The 24,801-nt window shown below is 35.2% G+C and carries 26 protein-coding genes and 1 riboswitch; of the genes, 25 read left to right on the forward strand and 1 reads right to left on the reverse strand.

The features are described from left to right. Positions 1 to 10 precede the first annotated feature (10 nt). The 4 genes from ribE (SLH48_RS02985) (at position 11) to SLH48_RS03000 (ending at position 3,386) form a co-directional block, all read left to right on the forward strand. Complete coding sequence (gene ribE, locus SLH48_RS02985; RefSeq protein WP_214480430.1) at positions 11 to 670, forward strand: riboflavin synthase; 660 nt, start codon at positions 11 to 13, stop codon at positions 668 to 670. Positions 671 to 935: 265 nt separating this feature from the next. After that, positions 936 to 2,129: a bifunctional 3,4-dihydroxy-2-butanone-4-phosphate synthase/GTP cyclohydrolase II gene (locus tag SLH48_RS02990; RefSeq protein ID WP_320256951.1), complete on the forward strand. Its 1,194-nt coding sequence runs from the start codon at positions 936 to 938 to the stop codon at positions 2,127 to 2,129. 137 nt (positions 2,130 to 2,266) lie between these two features. Continuing rightward, the gene (gene ribE, locus SLH48_RS02995; RefSeq protein ID WP_214480111.1) at positions 2,267 to 2,743 is read left to right on the forward strand and encodes a 6,7-dimethyl-8-ribityllumazine synthase; all 477 of its coding nucleotides are present in this window, start codon (positions 2,267 to 2,269) and stop codon (positions 2,741 to 2,743) included. A gap of 292 nt (positions 2,744 to 3,035) precedes the next feature. Further along, positions 3,036 to 3,386 (forward strand): GNAT family N-acetyltransferase, encoded by a 351-nt coding sequence (locus tag SLH48_RS03000; RefSeq protein ID WP_214480110.1) that lies wholly within the window; start codon positions 3,036 to 3,038, stop codon positions 3,384 to 3,386. A 321-nt stretch (positions 3,387 to 3,707) separates the two neighbouring features. Here SLH48_RS03000 and SLH48_RS03005 read toward each other — a convergent pair whose 3' ends face one another. Next, positions 3,708 to 4,232: a DUF309 domain-containing protein gene (locus SLH48_RS03005; protein ID WP_320256952.1), complete on the reverse strand. Its 525-nt coding sequence runs from the start codon at positions 4,230 to 4,232 to the stop codon at positions 3,708 to 3,710. Positions 4,233 to 4,407: 175 nt separating this feature from the next. Between SLH48_RS03005 and SLH48_RS03010 the strand changes: the two genes are divergently transcribed. The 21 genes from SLH48_RS03010 (at position 4,408) to cobS (ending at position 24,796) form a co-directional block, all read left to right on the forward strand. Beyond that, entirely contained in the window at positions 4,408 to 5,160 is a 753-nt protein-coding gene (locus SLH48_RS03010) for a segregation/condensation protein A (RefSeq protein ID WP_214480108.1), read from the forward strand. 7 nt (positions 5,161 to 5,167) lie between these two features. Then, positions 5,168 to 5,746 carry an SMC-Scp complex subunit ScpB gene (gene scpB / locus SLH48_RS03015; protein ID WP_214480107.1) on the forward strand — a complete coding sequence of 193 codons (579 nt, stop codon included), beginning with the start codon at positions 5,168 to 5,170 and terminating at the stop codon, positions 5,744 to 5,746. A gap of 122 nt (positions 5,747 to 5,868) precedes the next feature. Beyond that, positions 5,869 to 6,276 (forward strand): hypothetical protein, encoded by a 408-nt coding sequence (locus SLH48_RS03020; protein WP_320256953.1) that lies wholly within the window; start codon positions 5,869 to 5,871, stop codon positions 6,274 to 6,276. 32 nt (positions 6,277 to 6,308) lie between these two features. Beyond that, entirely contained in the window at positions 6,309 to 6,797 is a 489-nt protein-coding gene (locus SLH48_RS03025; protein WP_214480105.1) for a YpuI family protein, read from the forward strand. Between the two features lie 96 nt (positions 6,798 to 6,893). Beyond that, positions 6,894 to 7,790, forward strand: coding sequence for a superoxide dismutase (locus SLH48_RS03030; protein ID WP_320256954.1), 897 nt, complete (start codon positions 6,894 to 6,896; stop codon positions 7,788 to 7,790). A gap of 215 nt (positions 7,791 to 8,005) precedes the next feature. Continuing rightward, positions 8,006 to 9,148 carry a D-alanyl-D-alanine carboxypeptidase family protein gene (locus SLH48_RS03035; RefSeq protein ID WP_320256955.1) on the forward strand — a complete coding sequence of 381 codons (1,143 nt, stop codon included), beginning with the start codon at positions 8,006 to 8,008 and terminating at the stop codon, positions 9,146 to 9,148. Next, a complete protein-coding gene (locus SLH48_RS03040; protein WP_214480103.1) occupies positions 9,141 to 9,734 on the forward strand; it encodes a nucleoside recognition domain-containing protein in 594 nt (197 codons plus the stop codon). The genes SLH48_RS03035 and SLH48_RS03040 overlap by 8 nt, the downstream gene beginning before the upstream one ends. Before the next feature lies 1 nt (position 9,735). Then, entirely contained in the window at positions 9,736 to 10,269 is a 534-nt protein-coding gene (locus SLH48_RS03045; protein ID WP_320256956.1) for a spore maturation protein, read from the forward strand. A gap of 96 nt (positions 10,270 to 10,365) precedes the next feature. Then, positions 10,366 to 11,106 (forward strand): pseudouridine synthase, encoded by a 741-nt coding sequence (locus tag SLH48_RS03050; protein ID WP_214480101.1) that lies wholly within the window; start codon positions 10,366 to 10,368, stop codon positions 11,104 to 11,106. A 146-nt stretch (positions 11,107 to 11,252) separates the two neighbouring features. Next, positions 11,253 to 11,777: a thiol-disulfide oxidoreductase ResA gene (gene resA, locus SLH48_RS03055; RefSeq protein WP_214480100.1), complete on the forward strand. Its 525-nt coding sequence runs from the start codon at positions 11,253 to 11,255 to the stop codon at positions 11,775 to 11,777. A gap of 12 nt (positions 11,778 to 11,789) precedes the next feature. Beyond that, complete coding sequence (locus tag SLH48_RS03060; RefSeq protein ID WP_320256957.1) at positions 11,790 to 13,445, forward strand: cytochrome c biogenesis protein ResB; 1,656 nt, start codon at positions 11,790 to 11,792, stop codon at positions 13,443 to 13,445. A gap of 1 nt (position 13,446) precedes the next feature. Further along, positions 13,447 to 14,619 carry a c-type cytochrome biogenesis protein CcsB gene (gene ccsB, locus SLH48_RS03065; RefSeq protein ID WP_214480098.1) on the forward strand — a complete coding sequence of 391 codons (1,173 nt, stop codon included), beginning with the start codon at positions 13,447 to 13,449 and terminating at the stop codon, positions 14,617 to 14,619. A 75-nt stretch (positions 14,620 to 14,694) separates the two neighbouring features. Then, entirely contained in the window at positions 14,695 to 15,411 is a 717-nt protein-coding gene (locus tag SLH48_RS03070; RefSeq protein WP_214480097.1) for a response regulator, read from the forward strand. Further along, positions 15,408 to 17,183 (forward strand): ATP-binding protein, encoded by a 1,776-nt coding sequence (locus tag SLH48_RS03075; protein ID WP_320256958.1) that lies wholly within the window; start codon positions 15,408 to 15,410, stop codon positions 17,181 to 17,183. The genes SLH48_RS03070 and SLH48_RS03075 overlap by 4 nt, the downstream gene beginning before the upstream one ends. Positions 17,184 to 17,441: 258 nt before the next feature. Beyond that, positions 17,442 to 17,657, forward strand: a riboswitch (cobalamin riboswitch). Between the two features lie 281 nt (positions 17,658 to 17,938). Next, entirely contained in the window at positions 17,939 to 18,922 is a 984-nt protein-coding gene (locus tag SLH48_RS03080; protein WP_320257156.1) for an ABC transporter substrate-binding protein, read from the forward strand. After that, on the forward strand, positions 18,888 to 19,940 hold the full coding sequence (locus SLH48_RS03085) for an iron ABC transporter permease (RefSeq protein ID WP_320256959.1): 1,053 nt from the start codon (positions 18,888 to 18,890) through the stop codon (positions 19,938 to 19,940). Before SLH48_RS03080 ends, SLH48_RS03085 begins: the two co-directional genes overlap by 35 nt. A 7-nt stretch (positions 19,941 to 19,947) precedes the next feature. Then, the gene (locus SLH48_RS03090) at positions 19,948 to 21,426 is read left to right on the forward strand and encodes an adenosylcobinamide amidohydrolase (RefSeq protein WP_413785387.1); all 1,479 of its coding nucleotides are present in this window, start codon (positions 19,948 to 19,950) and stop codon (positions 21,424 to 21,426) included. Continuing rightward, complete coding sequence (gene cbiB / locus SLH48_RS03095; protein WP_320257157.1) at positions 21,426 to 22,388, forward strand: adenosylcobinamide-phosphate synthase CbiB; 963 nt, start codon at positions 21,426 to 21,428, stop codon at positions 22,386 to 22,388. Before SLH48_RS03090 ends, cbiB begins: the two co-directional genes overlap by 1 nt. Continuing rightward, a complete protein-coding gene (gene cobD / locus SLH48_RS03100) occupies positions 22,363 to 23,439 on the forward strand; it encodes a threonine-phosphate decarboxylase CobD (RefSeq protein ID WP_320256961.1) in 1,077 nt (358 codons plus the stop codon). The genes cbiB and cobD overlap by 26 nt, the downstream gene beginning before the upstream one ends. Beyond that, complete coding sequence (locus SLH48_RS03105; RefSeq protein WP_320256962.1) at positions 23,436 to 24,011, forward strand: bifunctional adenosylcobinamide kinase/adenosylcobinamide-phosphate guanylyltransferase; 576 nt, start codon at positions 23,436 to 23,438, stop codon at positions 24,009 to 24,011. Before cobD ends, SLH48_RS03105 begins: the two co-directional genes overlap by 4 nt. After that, positions 24,008 to 24,796, forward strand: coding sequence for an adenosylcobinamide-GDP ribazoletransferase (gene cobS, locus SLH48_RS03110; protein ID WP_320256963.1), 789 nt, complete (start codon positions 24,008 to 24,010; stop codon positions 24,794 to 24,796). Before SLH48_RS03105 ends, cobS begins: the two co-directional genes overlap by 4 nt. Positions 24,797 to 24,801 lie beyond the last annotated feature (5 nt).

Below are 24,801 nucleotides of genomic sequence, written 5' to 3' on the forward strand. Positions count from 1 at the left end.
GGTGATGACTTTGTTTACTGGTATTGTTGAGGAAGTTGGAAAAGTAAATCGATTAACCCATTCAATTGATGCAATTGAACTGCAGATTGGTGCTAGAAAAATATTATCTGATATCCAGTTAGGAGATAGTGTAGCGGTGAATGGGGTCTGTTTAACCGTTACTTCATTTAATGAATTTGGTTTTGCAGTAGACGTTATGCCAGAAACTATAAAAGCTACTTCATTAAAATTGTTGAAAAATGGATCTTCAGTTAATTTAGAACGAGCCATGTTAGCGAATGGAAGGTTTGGAGGACACTTTGTATCAGGGCATGTTGATGGAGTAGGCGAAATCATTAGTAAGACTCGAAAGGGCAATGCAATCTATTACGTAATTGCGATAGATGAGAAATTGGCTAAATATGTATTACACAAAGGGTCTGTAGCAGTGGATGGGACAAGCTTAACGATATTTGACGTTGCCGATAAGTCTTTTACTATATCAATTATTCCGCATACATTATCTGAAACGATTATAGGTTCAAAAGATGTCGGTGATATCGTCAATTTGGAATGCGACATCATTGGTAAATATATTGAACATTTCCTTTTACAAGGGTCGCAAATTAGCTTGAAAGATAGCCATAGTAAGATAACAAAATCTATGTTAGTTGAAAATGGATTTCTATAAAATGTTAGCTAAGTTTGTTTTAAGGGTTTTTGACCCTCATCTCTATAGGTGAGATCTTTCAATTAGGTGGTGAAGAGCCTCTAGATATTTCACCGATATTCAAGTTCACTTGAACGAGTTCACCAATACACTCTCTGTTACTACTGCTAACGTTTATATATACATTTAGATAAAGCCCTTGGGCTGCCACCATGAAAATTTAGAAATAATGGCAAAGATCACAGCCTAGACCAAGGAATAACAATTTCAAGAAGGGTGTGTAAACATGTTCCATACTATTGAAGATGCGATAAAAGATTTAGCTGATGGAAAAATAATCATAGTTTGTGATGACGAAGACCGTGAAAATGAAGGAGATTTTGTTGCTTTAGCTGAAAGAGTAACCCCTGATACAATCAATTTTATGATAAAACATGGACGTGGGCTAGTATGTTCACCAATATCAGAAGAAATAGCTAATAAGCTTCAATTAAATCCAATGGTATTAAATAATACAGATCCACATGGGACAGCTTTTACTATTAGTGTAGATTATAAGACATCAACAACAGGGATAAGTGCATATGAAAGAGCGGAAACAATTAAGCAGCTTTTAAATGAACATTCTAAAGCGAGTGATTTCAAAAGACCTGGGCATATCTTCCCGCTTATCGCTAAAAAGGGCGGTGTGCTTAGGAGGGCGGGGCATACTGAAGCAGCTGTAGATTTAGCTAACTTAGCTGGGGCTGCCCCGGCAGCGGTTATATGTGAAATAATGAAGGAAGATGGCTCAATGGCACGAGTACCTGACCTAGCTATTGTTGCTGATCAATTCAATTTAAAGATGATAACAATTAAAGATTTAATTAAATATCGTAATCAAAAAGAAAAGTTAGTTAATAGAGAGGTAGAGGTTCTACTACCAACTGAATTTGGTGAATTTAAAACAATTGGATACACCAATGAAATCGATAGCAAAGACCATATTGCATTAGTGAAAGGTAATATTTCTCCAGATCAACCGACTCTCGTTAGAGTGCATTCCGAATGTTTAACAGGTGATGTTTTTGGCTCATTCCGTTGCGATTGTGGTCCACAATTACATGCAGCACTAACACAAATAGAAAAAGAAGGTAATGGCGTTTTATTATACATGCGTCAAGAAGGAAGAGGCATCGGTTTACTTAATAAGCTTCGAGCCTACAAGCTTCAAGAGGCAGGGTATGATACTGTGGAGGCGAATGAAGAGTTAGGTTTTGCCCCGGATCTAAGAGAGTATGGAATTGGTGCACAAATTTTAAAGGATTTAGGAGTACGTAAAATGAAATTACTTACAAATAATCCACGGAAAATTGCGGGTTTGGAAGGGTATGATTTGGAAGTAATTGAACGTATCCCTATCCAAATGCCTACTAAAAAGCAAAACGAGGCTTATTTAAAGACTAAAAATAACAAGCTAGGACATCTACTAAATATGTAACGAAAGACCATTAACTAAATGTTGTTACCATAAAAAAATGAGAGTTTTGAAATTAAATAATATTTTTCCACCTGTATAAATAAGAAAAAATTATAAAAAAAACTACATTATTATAAAATCCACTGGAGGTATGTTCTATGATTTATGAAGGGAATTTGATAGGAACTAACTTAAAAATAGGTATTGTCGTTGCGAGGTTTAATGAATTTATTACAAGTAAACTTCTTGGTGGGGCACTTGATGGACTAAAGCGTCACGGCGTAAATGAAGAACAAATAGATGTTGCGTGGGTGCCAGGTGCCTTTGAAATTCCTTTATTCGCAAGAAAAATGGCTGAAACGAATAAATATGATGCAGTCATTACTTTAGGGGCTGTCATAAGGGGAGCGACCACTCATTATGATTATGTTTGTAATGAAGTAGCAAAAGGAATTTCGGCTGCAGGAATTTCGACAGGTTTACCGATAATATTTGGTGTGATTACGACAGAAAATATTGAACAAGCAATCGAAAGAGCCGGAACAAAAGCTGGTAATAAAGGGTGGGAAGCAGCATTGTCTGCTATTGAATCTGCAAATTTATCTCGAGAAATTGTTAAAAACTTTGACGAATAGGTTTAAAAACCTATACAAAATGTATATAATGGTTTGTTAGAATGTATATTTACTCTCTTATAAAAAGAAAAGATTCATAATTACAATCGAACTTTACTTTATTAAGAAGTGTTCAAATTAGGAAAAAGGACTGTGAAAAACTGGTATATATAGCCTAGAGTAATAGTGACTTGTATGTTTGTAATGTTCATGAGGCTGAAATAAGGGTCTACGAGGTTATTTGACAGCCTAATTTCCAAAAGTTTTGAACTCCTTCTTTAAGTGAGTGTTCAATAATAATGAGGGATATTATATGTTAATTCGATACAAAAAGAATTATGAAAAAATTGCAATGGGACTTCTTTCATTTATGCCAAATGAAAAAGACTTAAAAAAGTTGCAGCAAACCATTAAACAATATGAAGAAGATAAGGATAAACAATTATTCCTTTGGAAGGAAGAAGATATTATAGGATTGATCGGTGTGATTCAATCTCCAGAAAAAGGAATAGTTGTGCAGCATATTAGTGTTAATCCATCCCATCGCTATCAAGGGCTTGGGAAAAGAATGGTTGAAGATTTAGCAAAACTATTTCCAAATGATCAATTGCAGCCTACCTCTGAAACTGCTTCATTTATAGAAAAATGTAATATCGATCATTAAATACAGCCATACAACCTTTGTTGTCTCTTTGAAAGGCTCTATTCGTAAACTTGTCGTTTTACGCAAAAGTCATCGTTTGATAAAAGAAAAGATACCCCGAGTGTTAATGATTTTCGTGTTTAGCTCTTATTACAAAAAACAACAATCAGTGCTAAAACAACCTTTGTTAATACAAATTGTTATATTGGCTATGAAACTTAATTCAATGCATAAAGTGAGAAAACAGCCTAAATTAAAGAAACGCACTAATATAGTGCTTTCTTTTTTTATATAGGCTGTTTTTGAATTAAAAGCTTTAACACATATGCATTTATTAATTATTCAAAAAGAGCCTCTATTTTTTTTCTTTCTTTTGGCTAATTGATTAGCTCTTTCTTTAATAACTTCGGTACGATCACGTAAAGTATGTTTATTAATAAGGAAATTATTAGTTAAATCGCTGTTTTTTTTCCATGTCAAGTCTTTTTCATTACATGCATTTTTACATGTAGTTAACAATGATTCATCTTGAATTGGTAAATTAATACTTATATAAGGCTCATTAGCTATAATAGCATTCAGTTGCGCCTGTAAAGTTGTCAGTAGTGTTTTTTGGTTTATACCTAACTTTTCGACAGTATCTTTTTGAGCTTCTAAGATAGCAATAGCGTTTGCTATCATTTTTTGAGCACCTTTGAAATTACCTCTTCGATGATGATATAATCCGACAGCAATTTGAATGAACCCAACCCAAACTATATCATTGTCTGTTTGTTTCCAATACTCTTCGAGAACTTCATGGCATTCAAAATAATCACGATCCCCATGGAAATACACTAAATATTCTATATAAGCTTTTGGATACAAGAATTTATCACTCCCTATTTATAAAAGTATCTCACCATTTTTTTGTTAATAGTGTATCATAGAATGTAGCAAAAGCACTGTATAAAAGAGTATTGGATAAAATTTTAGTTTGTTCTATACTATACGTTAGTGTTAAGCTATATAAATACTGAATGAAGTATGATATGTTGGTGGGATGAAAGTGCAATATAATGTGAAAATTGATGCTTTTGAAGGACCGCTTGATCTTTTATTGCATTTGATTAATCGATTAGAAATAGATATTTATGATATACCAGTAGCAAAAATCACAGAACAATATATGTTCTATATTCATACAATGCAAGAGTTACAGCTAGATGTGGCTAGTGAGTATTTAGTTATGGCTGCTACTCTATTGGCAATCAAGAGTAAGATGCTGCTTCCTAAACATGAAGAGGAATTGTTCGATGAGGATGTTGATATCGATATTACCGAAGATCCTCGAGAGGAGTTAATCAATCGCTTAATTGAATATAGGAAATATAAGGAAGCTGCGACAGACTTAAAGGAATTAGAAGCTGAACGTAGCAAAGTCTTTACTAAAGCACCAAGTGATGTAAATGAATTTGTAAAAGATACTAAGGTAAAAAGCCAGCCACTTGATGTGAACTTATACGATATGCTCGCAGCATTTCAAAAGCTATTACGTAGGAAAAAGCTCCAAAAGCCACTCCATACGAAAATAACTCGTCAAGAAATTCCAATTGAAAAGAGAATGGAAGAAATTATAGAAGAGTTATCGTCAATTAAAGGGAGAAAAAGTTTTTTTGATTTATTTCCCTATGAAGATAAAGGGCACATCGTTGTTACTTTTTTAGCCATTTTAGAATTGATGAGAGAAAATGCGATTAATATTGAACAAGAAAAGAACTTTGATGAAATTTTTTTAGCTAGTAAGGTAAGGTGATTTGGCGATGAACATTGTCGAGTGGAAAGCTGTAGTAGAAGGGCTGTTATTTGTCGCCGGTGATGATGGACTGTCGTTAAAGCAAATAGCGCTAGTTCTTGAAATTGACGAAAATATTGCTCATGACATTATTATTGAATTACAGGAAGAATATAAAAATAACAAACGCGGATTGCTTGTTTCAGAAGTTGCAAATACATACCAACTGACGACAAAGAAAGAACATGCAGCCTTCATAAAAAGGTTAGTAGAGTCTCCTGCCTCAACATCTCTTTCACAAGCTGCATTAGAAACATTAGCCATTGTAGCTTACCGTCAGCCGATTACAAGAACAGAGGTAGAGGAAATTCGTGGTGTGAAAACAGAAAGACCACTACAAACATTAATGGCAAAAGCGTTAATTAAGGAAGTAGGTCGTGTTGAAGGCACTGGGAGAGCTATTCTTTATGGCACAACAAAAGAGTTTCTTGAGTATTTTGGTTTAAGAACTCTTGAAGAGCTCCCGCCATTACCAGAGCAAGTTCAAGAGGAATCCGTACAAGAAGAAGCCGATTTGTTTTTTGAAAAATTTCAAGAAATTGAGTAAATAAGTTAGTCATAAATTCAAGTGTCATAATATACACTCTTTTTTTTGTATGTTAAGATGGAAGTAAAATAACTATTTTTTTACAAGATGTTGACGATTGCACAAATGGGACGGTGGGCTGTATGCTAATAAAAAATTGTACTGGTTATGAGCTTGAAAAGGAGAAGCCAAACACCTCAGAAGACTTTTTTAATCGATCTGAGGTAACATTTGTTGAAGATGGCGAAGAAAGAACATTTCATTTGCTATATATCCGTTATTTTGATGAACGCTTGAGTGAATTTACACCCTACAACAGTGATCCTGTTTTTACAATAGGAGAAAAAGACATCCATTTCAAAGATATTGTAGGATTAATTTGTTTACTAAAAAAACCACAATATCTTTCACGTAAACGCGTATATATAAATAATATTAATGAATTTGTAGAATATTTTAAGGATGTACAATTTGAAAAACTTCCAGAAATATTTCAGTCGATTGAATATAATGAAGGATATAAGGTCGATTCAACGTTATTGTTTAGTTAAGAAATATACTAATAATAATTTGGAGGGCTATGATGGGGAACAGTATCGTACAAACACAAACAGTAGAAGTTGAAGAATTTTTAAGTAAAACAGTCAACACATTATCAACGTATTTGAATGGCATAACTATTCATACACTACTTAAAGAAACTCCGGAAAATCAAGTTTATTTTGAAGATATTTTATCAGAAATTAGAAGATTAGTTGTGTATTGTGAAGAAGGGCTTGAAGCTTGTAGAATTGTATTATCAAATGTTCCATTTCGAAAAGCTGCGGCTGAGAAAACACTTTATAAAATATATCATCAATGTATTGAAGAGTTCTTTTCACCTAAAAAAGATTTATGGTATGAAGATAGTCGTTCAGCTTACACAGGGAATAACTCAATTAGATTTCGAGAAGTTCCCCCATCTTCTATTAAAGAACTGTTAGCATCTTTGGAAAAAGGTTTTCAAACGATTCGAGAAGAGCTAGAATATTATGAAACTGATTATCATACAAAAATAATTCAATCAAAATAAGCTTGAGGTGGCAATTGCCACCTCTTTTTTATATTTAACTTTTCACATTAAGCCTATTTTTGAATACGATATGTTGGAGTAGGAAGGGGTGAATGTGTGAACGATACTAATAACTATAGAAGATATATGAGTGATGTTACACAATGGGGAAAGGATGTTTTAGCCCATTTAAATAAGAGTAATGTTCATAATGTTAGTCTACAAGAAAGGATTCAAAATGTAATCTCAGAGGTCCAAGAAAATCTAAATAGAGATAGAATGATTTTAAAAGAGGAAGCAACACAGATACATGATCAAGTGCTGGTCTTACATCGCGAAGTAGCAAACATACCGCAAAGTGAATATAGTAGGCAATCGTTTAATGATCGTGTTCCTATCGGAGAGCATAAGCTTCCACCGTTGCCATATGACTATAATTCCTTAGAGCCTTATATTTCCGAAGAAATTATGCGTTTACACCATGATAAGCATCACCAAAGCTATGTAGATGGACTTAATAAAGCAGAGAAAATGCTTCTTAAGGCAAGGGAGTCAAATGATTACTCTCTTATTTTACATTGGGAGAGGGAAGCGGCTTTTCATGGATCTGGACATTATTTACACACGATATTTTGGAATAATATGACACCGAATAGTAGCGGAAGTCCTCGAGGGTCGTTATTAAAACAGCTTATTTTAGATTTTGGTAGTCTTGAACAATTTGTTCAGAATTTCACAGCGGCAGCCAAAGCTGTGGAAGGTGTAGGGTGGGCTATCGTTGTATGGTCACCTCGTTCGAGAAGGCTAGCGATTCTACAAACTGAAAAACATCAGTTGTATACACAATGGGATACGATACCAATTATGGTCTTAGATGTTTGGGAACACGCTTATTATTTGCAATATCATAATGACCGTGGGACTTATGTGGATAATTGGTGGAAAGTAGTGAATTGGCATGATATTGATGAACGTTTTGAACATGCGAGAACCTTACGGTGGGATCCGTATTAATTGTAAATTGTAAGTAGCTAAAAAATACAAAGTAAAACATCTTCGAACCTATTATTAAACGTTTATTGATGGATTGAGTCATTAGCGTTTTTCCGAATTTTTAATCATATAGAAGCCTGTCTTGCATACACTTGTATTAGTCCGGGTTCAATACGAGGATAGGCTTTTTTTTATCCTCTCATAGAAAAATCTCGGGAAAAAGGGACGGGGATTTAATGGTATGCATGAGAAAATGTATGACGTTTCTATTAATCATTGTTTTATTATTATCAGTTAATCAACAAGCTGCAGTTGCGAATAATGACGTAAGTGCCAAAAGTGCTATTCTTATTGAACAAGAAACAGGTAGAACCTTATATGGGAAAAATGAGCATACAAAGATGAGAATAGCAAGTATAACAAAGATAATGACTGCTATAATTGCTATTGAGTCTGGAAAACTTGAGGACATAGTGGATATTAGTGAAAGAGCAATATACACTGAGGGGTCGTCCATACATCTCGAGCTAGGTGATCAGATAACATTAAAAGATTTAGTATACGGCTTAATGCTTCGTTCTGGAAACGATGCAGCCGTCGCAATAGCCGAACATGTTGGTGGTAGTGTGGAAGGCTTTAATTTCTTAATGAATGAAAAAGCTGCAATGATTGGTATGACAAACAGTGAGTTCTCGAACCCTCATGGCTTGGACGATCACGAAAATCACTATTCAACTGCGTATGATATGGCATTATTAACAAAATATGCAATGGAAAATAAAGCATTTCGTGAACTGTTCGAGACTAAGCTCTACCATCCAATATATAAAAGTAAAGCATGGAAGAACAAGCACAAGCTAGTGACCGGAATGTATTCTTATACAACTGGTGGTAAAACCGGATATACAAAAAGAGCCAATCGTACTTTAGTGACGACAGCTGAAAAGAATGGCTTAGAACTTATAGCAGTTACTTTAGATTCAAACTCGAATGACTGGAACGACCATATTAGTATGTTTGAAACGGGATTCGACCAATATAATCTTATTAATATATTTGGTCAGGATAATTTGGAAATGGTAAAGGATGAGTTTTATAAAAATAAAATATTTGTGGAAAGAGATGTTCTTTATCCTTTAAATAAAGAAGAAGAAAATGAAGTAAATGTTGCTGTTCAGCTTATAAAGCCTCAAAAATCTTGGAAAAAAAATAAAGACGTTCCAACGATTATAGGTAAAGTAGTCATTAGCCTTAGTGATGATACGATCGAAGAAATTCCTGTTTTTTATGATCATGGGAATAGAAAATCGAAAAAGTCATGGTGGCCAATATTTTCACAAGTGTTTGCTATGATTATTGGAGTAAACTCAGATGGTTAATATTATTTGGGTTCTAATGACAGTCGTTGGCATCGTTTTTTCATTGCTAAATGGAACGATTGAACAGGTCAATGAAGCAATATTTAAAGGTGCTAGAGAAGCGGTGACGATTTGTATTGGACTAATTAGCATTCTCGTGTTCTGGTTAGGGTTAATGAAAATTGCCCAAGAAGCAGGGATGTTAGACAAGCTGGGGAAAATTTTCAAACCACTTGTAAGTAGGCTTTTTCCTGAAGTACCTGCTGATCACCCCGCTATGGGTTACATATTATCAAATATGATGGCAAATATGTTTGGTCTAGGCAATGCTGCCACCCCGATGGGGATAAAAGCAATGGAACAGTTAAAAAAACTAAACGGTGATAAAGATGTAGCTAGCCGTTCAATGATAACTTTTTTAGCAATCAATACATCTAGCCTTACGCTAATTCCAACTACCATTATTGCTATACGAATCACTTATGAATCTTCAAAACCAACTGAAATTGTCGGGACAACCTTAATTGCCACCTTCTTTTCAACTATTTGTGCAATTTTAATTGACCGCTATTTTTATTATAGAAGGTTAAGAAGGGGTGGGAAATGATATGGCCACACTTACATTAGTATCTTTATGGTTCATCCCTTTTCTTATTTGTTTTATCTTAATAGTTGCTACGGTAAAAAAAGTCCCAACGTATGAAGTTTTTGTTGAAGGTGGTAAGGAAGGGATCAAAATTGCATTTTCAATCATTCCATTTTTAGTAGGGATGCTTGTATCAATATCGATTTTTCGGGCATCAGGAGCGTTGGATTATTTTATAGGGATGATTAGGCCATTATTAGAAGGGATAGGTGTACCAGCTGAAATTATTCCCCTCGCAATAATGAGGCCGATTTCTGGAACTGCAGCATTAGGAATGACCACAGACTTAATTGGAACGTATGGACCAGACTCTTTTATTGGAAGATTAGCTTCGACGTTACAAGGAAGTACCGATACAACTCTATACGTGCTCACAGTTTATTTTGGAGCAGTTGGAATTAAGAAAATGGGCGATGCATTAAAGGTTGGTCTGCTTGCTGATTTATGTGGCATCATCGCGGCAATCATCGTTGTAACAATCATTTTTGCTAATTAAGGCGCATCTCAATAGAGTAGCGCCTTATTTTTTTTATTCTGAAAACTTGTGAAAAGATGTTCAAACAAGTAAGATGTTATCGAGGTGAATTTTAATATGGAACGACTACAAAAAGTAATTGCACAAGCAGGAGTTGCTTCTAGGCGAAAAGCAGAGCAATTAATTTTAGATGGAAAAGTACGTGTAAATAATAGCACAGTTAAGGAGCTTGGAACGAAGGTTAGCTCACATGATAAAGTTGAAGTGAATGGGATTCCGATTGAGCGTGAAGAACCTGTTTATTATTTACTATATAAACCAAGAGGTGTTATTTCCAGTGTATCAGATGAAAAACAAAGAAAAGTTGTCACAGACTTTTTTCCTCATCTAAAACAACGTATATATCCTATTGGACGCTTGGATTATGATACATCAGGGTTATTGTTGCTAACAAATGATGGTGACTTTGCAAATATATTAATGCATCCTAAATACGAGATCGAGAAAGAGTATGTTGCAAAAATAAAGGGTATTCCTACTCGTGAAAATGTGAAAAAGCTTGAGAAGGGGATTCGTCTAGATGACGGAGTAACTTTACCGGCAAAAGTGAAAGTTAAGTCAATTGATAAGAAAAAAAATACTTCAATCGTGCAAATTATTATTAGGGAAGGTCGAAATAGACAAGTTCGGAGAATGCTAACGGCGATCGGTCATGATGTAATGAAGTTAAAACGTGAAAAATATGCCTTTTTAGACTTGAAAGGGTTAAATACGGGGGATGCACGTGAGCTTTCTCCTCATGAGGTGAAACAGCTACGCTCGGTAGCGAAGACTGGTAATAAAAAAAATATTTATTAAGTTTATGAATCTGTCACACAACATTCAAAATGTAAACACTGTGAAAAACTTATTTAGTGATATAATGTGGAGTGGATTATACTAGGTAAGTGAATGAGCAAGATACAGGGGGATTTTATATCGTCCCTAGGAGGGGGATTGGGATCATGAAAAAACAGCAACGGTTAATTATGCGAACCGTCATTTTAGTTGTATTGTTGGCGGCCCTTGGATATGCCCTATACTCAAATATATTTATGACAAAGGAAGCGGTTGCAAAGGGAGATCAAGCGCCAGACTTTGTGTTAACAGATTTGGAAGGCAATACACATCGATTGTCCGATTACAAAGGCCAAGGGGTATTTTTGAATTTTTGGGGGACATGGTGTAAACCGTGTGAACTTGAAATGCCCTACATGAATAATCAATATCAATATTTTAAAGATAAAGGCGTAGAAATCATTGCAGTTGATATTGATGAGTCTGAATTTAGCGTGAAGAAATTCGTCGACAAACACGGATTAACATTTCCAGTTGTTATTGATGAAGACAGCCAAGTGATGAATGCATATGACGTTGGGAATTTGCCAACAACTTTTTTAATAGACAAAGATGGAAAAGTTGTTGATATTGTAAACAAAACCATGAGTGAAAGTGATGTTAAACAATACATGGAAAGCATCATGCCATAGGGAGTTAGAGAAATGGAAAACGTTAAGTGTGAATGTGGACACGTAAATCCGCATGGAACGGTTTTATGTGAGTCCTGTGGAAGGCAGATTGATAATGTTAATAATGAAGAGCAAAAGCAAGTTGATATGCGCTATGATGGTAGCGCAAGGCGTTCACAAACATATAACAAAACGATAATTGATAAAATATGGAATTTCTTTTCTTCTGTAAAAGTTGGTGTTTGGTTAATAGTTATTACTTTAATAGCTTCAGCATTTGGAACGATTTATCCGCAATTAATGTATATACCGAATACAGCTAAGGCTAATCCAGCAGCATACTATGAATCTCAGTATGGGGTGACAGGAAAATTATATTACGATTTAGGCTTTCATGAGTTATACGGCTCATGGTGGTATTTAATCTTAATAGGGAGTATCGGTATTTCTCTCGTTATTTGTAGTTTAGATCGAGTGATTCCATTATATCGTGCATTAAAAAAACAAGGTATCTCAAGACATCATAGTTTTTTAAAAAGACAAAGGCTTTATAGTGAATCTCAACTAAAAGGTAGTGAAAATTCGTTAGCTACCGTGAGAGAGAAGCTATTAAAGAAAAGGTATAATGTCCGTGAAGAAAATGGTAATATTCTTGCTGAAAAGGGCAGGTTCTCACGGTGGGGGCCTTATGTAAATCATGTTGGACTCATCATTTTTTTAATAGGTGTACTCGTTCGATCGGTACCAGGGGTCTATATTGATAAGTCATTATGGATGCGTGATGGAGAGACTAATGAAATCCCAGGTACGAATGGAAAATATTATTTACAAAGTCATGGCTTTAAGTTAGATGTCTATGAAAAAGACTCTGAAAAAGATGTTTTTGAAGATGCGTTAGCGAAAATTGGCGATGGGGTGTTAGCAAAAAACTATCAAACTGATGTTACGTTATATGAGCGTGTCGGTGATTTTATTCCAGGTGCGGAACCGGAGCTTAAAAAAATTAAGGATTTTGCTATCCGTGTGAACGAACCTTTAAAATATGACCATTATGCGTTATACCAGGCAGACTTTAAATTAAATGAATTTCGTGAAATGTCCTTTAAATTAATTGAAAAAGAAAATGAGGATGTAAGCCTGGGTGAATTAACGATAGACCTTCATAACCCCCAGGAAGAGTATGATTTAGGTGAAGGTTATCAAGTAAAGTTATTGAAATACTTTCCTGATTACTATTTAAATAGTAATGGTGAACCTGATACAAAATTAAAAATACCTAATAATCCTGCTTTTGTATTTGAAATGTATACACCTGATACTCCAGAAGGTGAAAGAAGCTTTGTTGCGATAAGGCAAAATATTGAGCCTAATGGGGATAATCAATATAAGATGGCTTTTTCAGGAATTGAAACGGTGAATGTCTCAGGGCTAACTGTAAGGCGTGATTTTTCATTAGCTATTATAGCCATAGGTGGAGCAATATTTATGATCGGTGTTATCCAAGGGATGTACTGGAATCATCGTCGGATTTGGTTCAAGCGTGAAGGGGATTTGATTTATATTGCAGGACATACGAATAAAAATTGGTTTAGTTTGAAAAAGGACATTACATCAATTATCGAGGATACTCAGCTCGTGATGCCAGTTGATCAAGTTGAAGATCGTAAGAAGCAGGCAAAGGGGGATTAATATGGCAGAATTAAGTAGTAATTTACTATATATTGCTTTTTTACTATATTTAATTGCAACAGTTTTTTTTGGAGGGACGATAGGCAACAAACGCAGTGATAATAAAAAAAACCGTTGGGCACAAATTGGGATTATTATTACGATCTTAGGGTTTGTGTCACAGCTTGGCTATTTTATTTTGAGGTGGATTGTAGCTGGACATGCGCCAGTCAGTAACTTATTTGAATTTACTACGTTTTTTGGAATGATGTTAGTCGGTGCATTCATTTTTATATATATTATTTATAAAACTAGTGTACTCGGTTTGTTTACACTCCCAATAGCTATGCTAGTTATTGCATATGCTAGTATGTTTCCAACTGACATTTCTCCTTTAATACCTGCGTTACAAAGTGACTGGTTATACATACATGTTATTACTGTATCAGCAGGTCAAGCAATTCTTGCAGTAAGTTTTGCTGCTGGGTTAATTTATTTAGTTAGATCAGTAGATCAATCGAAGAAAAGTAAACGGACGTTTTGGCTTGAATTAATATTGTATAGCTTAGTAAGCACAATAGGTTTTATTACCATTACTAGTGGGTTTAAGGTTTTAGATTATGAAGCGACATTCTCATATGTTGACAAGAGTGAACAGCCACTTGAAGTTACTTATCAACTTCCAGCTTTAGTTGGACCATATCAAGGGGAGCTTCTTACAGCTGGACGCTTTGAGCCACTAATAAGTATGCCTGCCGTTATCGATGCACAAAAATTAAATACTTTACTATTATCATTAATTACAGGATTAATTATATACGGCATGCTGAGGTTAATACTCAGGAAAAGAATTGGAGCTGCATTGCAGCCTATTGTGAAAAATGTTAATTTAGATCTAGTGGATGAGATAGGTTACCGTGCAGTAACGATTGGGTTTCCAATATTCACATTAGGCGGGCTAATCTTTGCGATGATTTGGGCGCAAATAGCATGGAATCGTTTTTGGGGATGGGATCCAAAAGAGGTATGGGCGCTTATTACTTGGCTCTTTTATGCAGCCTTTTTACATTTAAGACTTTCTAAAGGATGGCACGGTGAAAAATCAGCATGGTTAGCGGTAATTGGTTTTGCCATTATTATGTTTAATCTAGTTGCTGTTAACCTAGTCATTGCAGGATTACATTCATACGCATAATCATAAAGACAGATACGCATAAACCTATACGTTAACAATTTCAACTATTAACATTGTCTGAGGAGGACGAGACATATGGAAAGAGAAATTAAGATATTAGTTGTTGATGATGAAGAACGAATTCGACGACTATTAAGGATGTATTTGGAGCGTGAAGATTACGTAATTGAAGAAGCAGACAACGGTAATGATGGTTTACTTAAAGCTCTTGAAAATGACTATGACCTCATTCTTTTAGATTTAATGATGCCTGGTAAAGATGGCATTGAAGTATGTAGAGAGCTTAGAGAAAAAAAGGCGACACCTACAATTATGCTAACTGCAAAAGGTGAAGAAGTGAATCGTGTCCAAGGGTTTGAAGTTGGGACAGATGATTATATCGTTAAACCATTTAGCCCGAGAGAGGTTGTACTTAGAGTCAAAGCATTGTTAAGAAGGTCTTCACCGACTTCTTATTTACAAACTGAAACAACTACAAAAGATGTAATTGTATTCCCTCATTTATCAATTGATAATGATGCACATCGTGTATCTGCGGATGGGAAAGAGGTCAGTCTTACACCTAAGGAGTATGAGCTTCTTTATTTTCTTGCCAAGGCTCCTGATAAAGTGTTTGATAGAGAGCAATTATTAAAAGAAGTTTGGCACTATGAGTTTTTTGGTGACTTACGTACTGTTGATACACACGTAAAACGTCTACGTGAAAAACTGAATCGTGTTTCTGAAGAAGCAGCAAAAATGATCGTAACTGTTTGGGGTGTGGGTTACAAGTTTGAGGTAACCAATGAATGAAACTTTGGCGAAGTGTAGTAGGGAAATTATGGTTTACCATTTTGCTATTAGTTTCATTCGTATTATCAATTCTAACCGTCCTTTTACTCCAGTTTTTTGAAAATTATCATGTCAATGAGGCAAAGAATGATTTAACAAAAACAGCGACCAAAATAGCCTCGATCATGGAAGAATATGATGATAAACAATTAGCACGGAATATTTCATGGGAATTAATTGATGAGATGACGAAAGTCATTATTGTATATGATAAAGATAATTATTGGTATTCACCTGATAGTAATGTACTAGAAAACCTACCAATATCATCGATCTTTAATGATAAACAACTAGCCAGGGTGTTTACGAACAGGGAAGTAATAAGCGAAAAGAAATACTTACATGAAATCACAGCTCCAGTTGATAAAAACAGCCAATTGTTTTTAGTTGCTGCACCTTTAAAAGTTTCTAACGAAGAAAATGGCGCAGTAATTATATATCAGTCATTAAGGGCTGTTGAAGAGACATCACATCAAACAACTAAACTAATACTTTTAGCTGCGGGAGTCGCAATTGTATTAACGACCATATTTGCTTTTTTCTTGTCAACTAGAATAACTTCTCCACTTCTTAAAATGAGAGAAGCAGCGTTCGAAGTGGCAAAGGGGAAATTTGATACGAAGGTACCGATTTTGACAAATGATGAAATTGGTGATTTAGCTACTGCTTTTAATCAAATGGAGCGACAATTAAAGTATAATATGAACGCGTTAAGTCAAGAAAAAGAGCAGTTATCTAGTATTTTAAGCAGTATGGTTGATGGTGTAATTACTTTTAATAAAGATGGCTCGATCTTAGTTTCAAACCCACCTTCTGAGCAATTTTTGCAAGCATGGTATTACGAACAAGGCAATTTAGAGAAGCCAACAGAAGAGCTACCATCAGAGGTTCGAGAATTGTTTAAACAAGTTGTTTCTTTTGAGAAAGAACAGACGATAGAAATCACATTACAAGGTAGGAATTGGGTTATCGTTATGAGCCCGTTATATGATAATAAATTTGTCAGAGGAGCTGTCGCAGTACTTCGAGATATGACTGAAGAACGAAGGTTAGACAAGCTACGAGAAGATTTTATTGCGAATGTGTCCCATGAATTAAGAACACCAATTTCTATGTTACAAGGATACAGTGAAGCGATCATTGATGATATTGCTAGTAGCGATCAAGAAAAGAAAGATATCGCAAAAGTAATATATGATGAATCTTTACGTATGGGTAGGCTAGTGAATGAGCTATTGGATTTAGCTAGAATGGAAGCTGGTCACTTAAATTTGCATTTAGAAGAGATAGATATTCAACCTTACATTCAAAGAATAATTCGCAAATTTCATGGGTTGGCACAGGATAAGTTAATTACCATGGACGTGCAAATTAACGTAGTACATAAAACAATTATGTTTGATCCTGATAGGATTGAACAAGTATTAACTAATCTGATTGATAATGCAATACGTTATACTGATGAGCAGGGAACTGTTGTTGTAAAAGTTGATTCTATAAAAGATGGTTTGAAAATTGACGTCAAAGACTCTGGTTCAGGAATTCCTGAGGAGGACTTACCATTTGTCTTTGAACGCTTCTATAAAGCAGATAAAGCTCGAACGCGTGGACGTTCAGGTACTGGACTGGGCTTAGCAATTGCTAAGAATTTGATAGAGGCGCACAATGGAAATATCTTCGTTCATAGTAAAATTGATGAAGGAACTACATTTTCATTCTTTATACCACAATAATAAAATGCACGATTGTGCCATGTTAAGTATTTGATAAGCAGTCAAATTATTCTTGTCAATATATTAATAATCGGGTATTATGAAAAAGAATTTTTAAAAGGGCTCATTTCGTATATGGTGTTACTATTGTTAGTAAATATGCTAGAAATGGATTTATGGCAATTAGTTTTATCCTAAACGTCTTTGCATGAATAACAATAATCAATGCGTAAACAGCCTAAAAATGAATAGTGCTAGGTGTCTTTTCTATTATACTACATAGGAAATAAAGGGAATGTTAAAACATTCCATAAAGACTTAAAAGGGAATTCTAGTGTGAATCTAGAACTGCCCCCGCAACTGTATTTGTGGACGAAATGATATTACCACTGTATGGAATAATAATATTATACATATTTATTGTTAGCCATATGGGAAGGATCAAAGTAGGATGAAGCATGAGTCAGTAGACCTGCCAAGCACTATATACGTTTTCAATTCTTCGGGGATTGAGTATTGAGACGGTCGAGTAGTGTATTTTTTAGTAACAATACATTTATGATGCCGTCTAACAGCTCATCCAATTCGGATGGGCTTATTTCTATTTAGGCTGATTTCGTTAACATTGTTGTTACCTAAACAACAGAGGTTTATAATCATTCTCATCGTTGTATAGAAGAAAAGACAACACATAACTCTAGTTGTCCTAATACGAAAAACAACAATGAATACGAAAACTGCCATATTAAAAAAGAAGGAGAAAAAAGATGTTAAACATTAAAAAGTACTTCCCTACTGTCTTTATCGTTATTTTATCATTCATTTTATTAGTAGGTTGTGGTCAAACAGAGGTTAAAAATAATGAAGCTTCTACAAATGTAGAACAGGAAACTAAAGTTGATGATAAAGCAGAGTCTAGCTTTCCAGTAACAATTACGGATGGATTAGGTAATGACGTGACAATAGAAGAAGAGCCACAAGCAATAGTGTCGTTAATACCAAGTAATACAGAAATAGCTTTTGCGTTAGGTTTAGGTGATAAAATGGTTGGTGTAGGTGATTGGGCTGATTATCCACCAGAAGTAGCCGATATAGCAAGGGTTGGAGGAACAGAATTTAATGTTGAAAAGGTGATTTCATTAAACCCAGACGTCGTTCTTGCCCATGCCTCAAGTGCGCATAGCTCTACTGAAGGTCTTCAACAACTACGAGATGCTGGTATAAACGTGGTCGTTGTTAACAATGCAACATCATTTAAAGCAGTTTATGACTCTATTAAAATGATTGGTGTTGTCACTGGAACAGAAGAAAATGCAGACAAGATCATAAGTGATATGACAGAAAAATTGAATCTGATTAAAGAGAAGTCAGCAGAAATTAAAGAAGCTGATCAAAAGGTAGTTTGGATAGAAATATCCCAAGCTCCAGATCTATTTACGACGGGAAAAGGTACCTTCATGCACGAAATGCTTGAAGCAATTGGAGCAATAAATGCAGCAGGCGATCAAGAAGGTTGGCCACAATTTACAGAGGAAGATGCGGTATTGCTTAAGCCAGATGTTATTGTTATTACATATGGGTATTATGTCGATAATGCAGTTGATCAAGTATTAGCGCGTGATGCATGGCAAGAAGTACCAGCTGTAAAAAACAAACTGGTTTTTGATATTAACTCTAATTTAGTAACACGTTCTGGTCCACGTTTAATTGAAGGAGTAGAAGAACTTGCAAAAGCTGTCTATCCTGACATTTATCAATAAAAACCGTTCTCTACCATATATTATTACTGTATGTTTTGTTATATTTTCAATTTTGTTAGGGGTTTCGATAGGGACGTTATCGATCCCCTTTTCTACTATTTTAAACGTGATCTTTTATAGTGTTTTTCATTTAGGATCAATAGAGACGATTGATACAACAGTAGTAAATATTATAATGGCGATTCGCTTACCCCGAGTGATTCTAGCTTTTATAGTCGGATCTTCTCTAGCGATTGCAGGGGCTGCATTTCAAGGGTTGTTAAAAAACCCATTAGCAGATCCTTATACACTTGGAGTATCTTCTGGAGCATCAGTTGGAGCAGTAATTGTGCTTTTTTTTGCTATACATATCCCTTTTATAGGGAAATTTACTTTACCTATATTTAGTATTTCTTTTGCGTTTCTATCCCTCATACTCGTATTAGTGTTTGCCCGAGCAGTTGAGAAATCCATGTCTGTGGAAACGATTATTTTAACTGGGATTATATTTAGCTCATTTTTAGGGTCTATTATTTCTTTAATGATTGCACTTACTGGTGAAGAATTAAGACAGATCATTAACTGGTTATTAGGTAGTGTAGCAATGAGGGGTTGGGATTATATTAAAATTATTCTACCTTTTTATATGGTAGGCATTTTATTACTACTCGGAAATGGAAGAGAGTTAAATGCATTTTCATTTGGTGAAGAGTCAGCTAAAGTTTTAGGGGTTAACGTGGCAAAACGAAAAATGACCATTTTGGCAGCTTCTTCATTATTAACAGGTGCAGCTGTTGCTGTGTCAGGAACAATCGGTTTTGTAGGTTTAGTTATTCCTCACATAACAAGGCTTCTATGGGGTGCGAACCATGTTCGTCTATTACCATTATCAATGCTTAATGGGGGGGCATTTTTAGTTATTGCTGATTTAATCGCTAGAACAATTATTACTCCACGTGAACTACCAATAGGAGTCATTACTGCCTTAATTGGTGCACCTGTGTTTGCTTATATTTTTATATCGAATCGAAGAGGATGATATTGTCATGATTAATGTAACGGAAGCTAGTTATCATTATAATCAAAAAAAGGTGCTGGATGATATTAACTTCACTGTTAAAAAAGGAGAAATTATAGGTATAGTTGGGCCTAATGGCAGTGGCAAAACAACATTATTAAAATTAATTAGTGGAATGTTACATGCTAATACAGGTGATATAAGGATAAAAGGCCAGTCGATAACAAAATATGAGCAAAAAAAACTAGCGAAAATCATTGCTGTTTTACCTCAAACAATTGAAGCTTCATTTAATTATTCCGTTCAAGAAACAGTTAAATTAGGTCGATATGCTCACCAAACAGGGTTATTTCCTCAGTGGACCGATGAAGATGAGAACGTTGTAAAAAAGTCAATTCAACTAACTGGTTTAACAGGGATGGAGGAAATGAGCTTAGCGACTCTAAGTGGTGGAGAGCGTCAAAGAGTGTTCTTGTCCCGTGCATTAGCACAAGAGCCTGAAATACTCATGTTGGATGAGCCGACTAATCATCTAGATATATCCTATCAAATACATTTGCTAGATTCTTTATCACAATGGTCTAAGACATCAGACTTAACTGTCATTGCTATTTTTCACGATCTGAATCTAGCAAGTTTTTATTGTGATAAAATTCTGCTGCTTAATAATGGAAAAATGATTGCAATGGACGCACCTAATAAAGTATTGAACGAAAGAGATTTAACGAACGTATACCGAACACAATTAACAGTAGGTGAGCACTCTACAGTACCGAAAACACTAATATCACTCGTCCCTAAATTACCTACTTTACCGCAAGAAAATGGGTTAATGTCACAAATATCAATGGACTTAACTAAAGAAATGATTGTTATTCAGACTAAACAACCATTTAAAACACTCTCTTCTTCAATAATTGGTGATGGAATCGGTTGGAAAAGCACCTTTGTAAACCGTCACGTCCACAAAAATTATAATTGTAATAGTCCAAGACAAGATATGACGTCATTTCTTCAAAGCCATAGTATGAATAGTCCTGATTGTATCGGCATGATGACTGCAGCAACATTAGAAGATGTAGCTACGGAAGCGCTTAATGTTAACAATCATAGCATATTTACAGTCATAACCGCAGGTACCTCAAATGCAGTTGATGTGAGTAGAGCAATGCATAGGGAAGAAGAAGTGGTTTATCCAGGGACGATTAATATGATGATTTTTGTTGATGGAAGACTTACGGAAGCCGCATTTGTACAAGCAATAATGATAGCTACTGAAGCAAAGACAAAAGCGCTCCATGATGAACATATAATAGACCCATTGTCAGCAACTATAGCAAGTGGAACCTCGACAGATAGTATTGTCATTGCAGCATCTCAGACGAAAGAGCTTATAGAATATGCAGGATCTATTACTCAAGTGGGTAAAGCGATAGGGCATACTGTGTATGAAGCGACAAGGAAAGCTATTCAAAATAATAAAACAAGAAGAAGTGGTCATGAATGATAGAGCATATCTGTGCAATTATTATTGCTCTCGGTTTAGATTTTGTAATAGGAGATCCAAAGTGGCTTCCCCATCCAGTTAGAGGTTTTGGCTGGATGATTAGGAAGTGTGATCATGCGTTTAATGAAGGTAAATTCAGAAAAAGCAAAGGGGTAATAACAGTCATAGTTGTTTGTGGTTTTGCAACAGTTATTTCTGCGGCAGTTATATTTTACCTATATTCATTACATTGGGTCATTGGCATGCTTGTTGAGGCACTTTTTATCTTCACAACAATTGCAACGAAAAGTTTAAAGGAAGCCGCCGTTGAAGTTAAGCTACCTTTAGTTGATAAAAATCTAGGTTTAGCTCGAGAGAAATTAAGCTGGATTGTTGGAAGAGATACGATTCATCTTGATGAATCAGAAATTGTTCGTGGGGTCGTAGAGACTGTAGCTGAAAATACGAGTGATGGAATTACAGCCCCTTTATTTTTCGCAATACTTGGAGGTGGCCCTTTAGCTGTAATGTATCGAGCAGCAAATACGTGTGACTCAATGCTTGGCTATAAAAATGAAACTTATCGAGAATTTGGTTGGGCGGCAGCGAAATTTGATGATTTATTAAATTTTGTGCCTAGTAGAATTTCTGGAATTTTAATGGTTGTTGCTAATGTAGCATTGGCAAAGCATTCATTAAAGGAATGTATGAAACTCTTATTTCGTGATGCTAGCAAACATCCCAGTCCTAACAGTGGTTGGCTAGAAGCGGCGATGGCTTCGATATTAAGTGTTCAGTTAGGAGGAATTAACTATTATAAGGGTGTTGCATCAAATAGAGCGACAATGGGTGAACCCATCGTTACACTGACTGTAAAGCATATAGATAAGGCAAATCAAGTGATGATCAGAACTGTTATTGCGTGTACTATTTTCTATGTTCTAGGAGGGATGTTCATTGAGAGTACCATCACATGGCGCTAACCCTAACAAACTGTACGAGGCATTTAATATCGTACCTCCAAAAAGCATAATAGATTTTAGTGTTAACACTAATCCTTTAGGAGCTCCTATCGCCTTAAAAAGTGAATTCAACAAGAGCTTCCACTTTGTCACTGAATACCCAGATATTGAGTCACGTGAACTATATTCGGCTATTTCCCACAGTGAGAATATTCCAGCTTCAAAACTATTTGTCGGGAACGGTGGATCCCAATGTATTTATTTATTATCCCAACTGTTTGCTGGGAAGAAGGTAGGATTACTAGAGCCAACTTTTTCAGAATATCGAACTGCTTGTACCGCTTATTCATGTCAAATTCAATCGATTCTATTAAATGAATTTAATAACTGGCAACCTCAAATTAAGCGTCTTAAAGCTCTCATAAGAGAAGTTGATGTGATGTTTCTTTGCAATCCGAATAATCCTACAGGTACTGTAATAGATGAGGCTATTCTACTCGACATTATTGATTATGCAAGGATACATCATACAACAGTCATTTTCGATGAGGCGTTTTACGATTTTTGTGAAACTTCAATTTCAATGATCAAGTATATCAACGAATACAGTCATATTATTATTTTACGCTCACTGACTAAAATGTACCATTTAGCAGGGATCCGATTAGGTTATGTGGTTGCATGTGAAAATATAATAGAACGTTTAAAGACGCTACAGCCACCATGGAGTGTAAACGGGGTCGCTCAACATTTAGGTGTGTTATGCATAAGTGATAAAGCTCATGTTACTAAGACAAAACAATTGGTTGATGAAGAGAGAAGGAGAGTATTCCAACACCTAGCACAGCTTCATTATTATGTTTCTCCTTCCACTGTAAATTATTATTTGCTGAAAGACCCCGTATATAATAATCAACAAGATCTGCTAATCTATTTATTGAGGCAAGGGATTGTACCTAGACACACGTACAACTTTTCAGGGCTTGATGGTATGTATATAAGATTAGCTATAAGGACAACAGAAGAGAACGACTTTCTGCTTGAAGTTTTAAAGAGGTGGAAGAACAAATGATGATATTTGTCTCTGGGGGTGTGAGAAGCGGTAAAAGCAGTTTTGCTGAACAAGTAGTTGAAGGATTAGCTGATGACTCAGAACAAGTTCATTATATTGCTACGTCAAAAGCTGTGGATGCAGAAATGATTGAACGAATTAGCAGACATAAACAAGATCGAATAGCTTTAAATCGCGATTGGATACTTTGGGAACAACCATACGATATAAAAAAGCTTATTTCTAACTTTTCAAGTAGCAATCTTATTTTAATTGACTGTTTGACAATTTTAGTAGCAAATGAATTGTTTAGAGAAGGGTATAATTGGACGAGTGAAGAATATGGTAAGAAATTAATACAACAGCTTTTAAGCACGTTCTATATGTTAAATGAAAAATGTAAACATATTGTCATTGTATCCAATGAATTATTTTCAAGTGGGGTAGCTTCAGATAAGGGGTCCTATATGTATATGTATGTGCTTGGTAATCTTCACCAAGCAATCGTTCAAGCGTGTGACGAAGCTTATTTTGTTCAATTTGGCATTCCTCAATTAATGAAGAGTAAAAATGAGATGAGGGAATTACGTTGAGAATCATCAATGGCTTTTTATTAGCAATTCAATTTTTTACGACTATTCCTTTTCAAAAAAACATACAATGGGATTCAAAAAGTGGAAGATGGTGTGTCCGATTTATTCCCCTTATTGGTCTTATTTTAGGTATTTTACTAGCAAGTATACATACGTTATTCCTTAATTACTTTCCGATATCAAACGCGATGATGGCATTATTTCTTATGTTTTTCTCAGTTTTATTTTCTGGTGGACTACATGTTGATGGATGGATGGATTGTAGTGATGCATTTTTTTCGTATAAAGATAAAGATCGTAGACTAGAGATCATGAGTGACGCTAGAGTTGGTGCTTTTGCTGTGATCTCATTGTTATTCTTATTCGGCTTTCGTTTTTTATTCATCTTTGAATCTATGGGTTCCTCTATCATAACTATCGCTTTACTAGTTATACCCATTTTATCTAGAACGTTTATGGTGTATTTGCTTGTTACAACACCACTTGCAAAACACGAAGGAATGGCGGCTGCATTTAAAAAGCATCTAACATCAGCTGATAAGTATTATGTTTATGCTACTGTTATCTTGGTTTTAGTACTACTATACTTCTTCACTCATTTAACCTCATTGCTATTTACAGTAATATTAATGCTCGCATCTTTCTTTCTTTTTTTTAGAGGAAGAGCTTTTATTGTGAAGCATTTTGGGGGCATGACAGGAGATACATTAGGTGCCTTTGTTGAAGGGACAGAAACGGTGTTATGGCTCATTTGTTGGCTTTATGCTTCTTACTACATATTATAATCGAA

It is taken from the genome of Cytobacillus sp. IB215316 (genome assembly GCF_033963865.1).
Taxonomy (GTDB): Bacteria; Bacillota; Bacilli; order Bacillales; family SM2101; genus Nanhaiella; species Nanhaiella sioensis.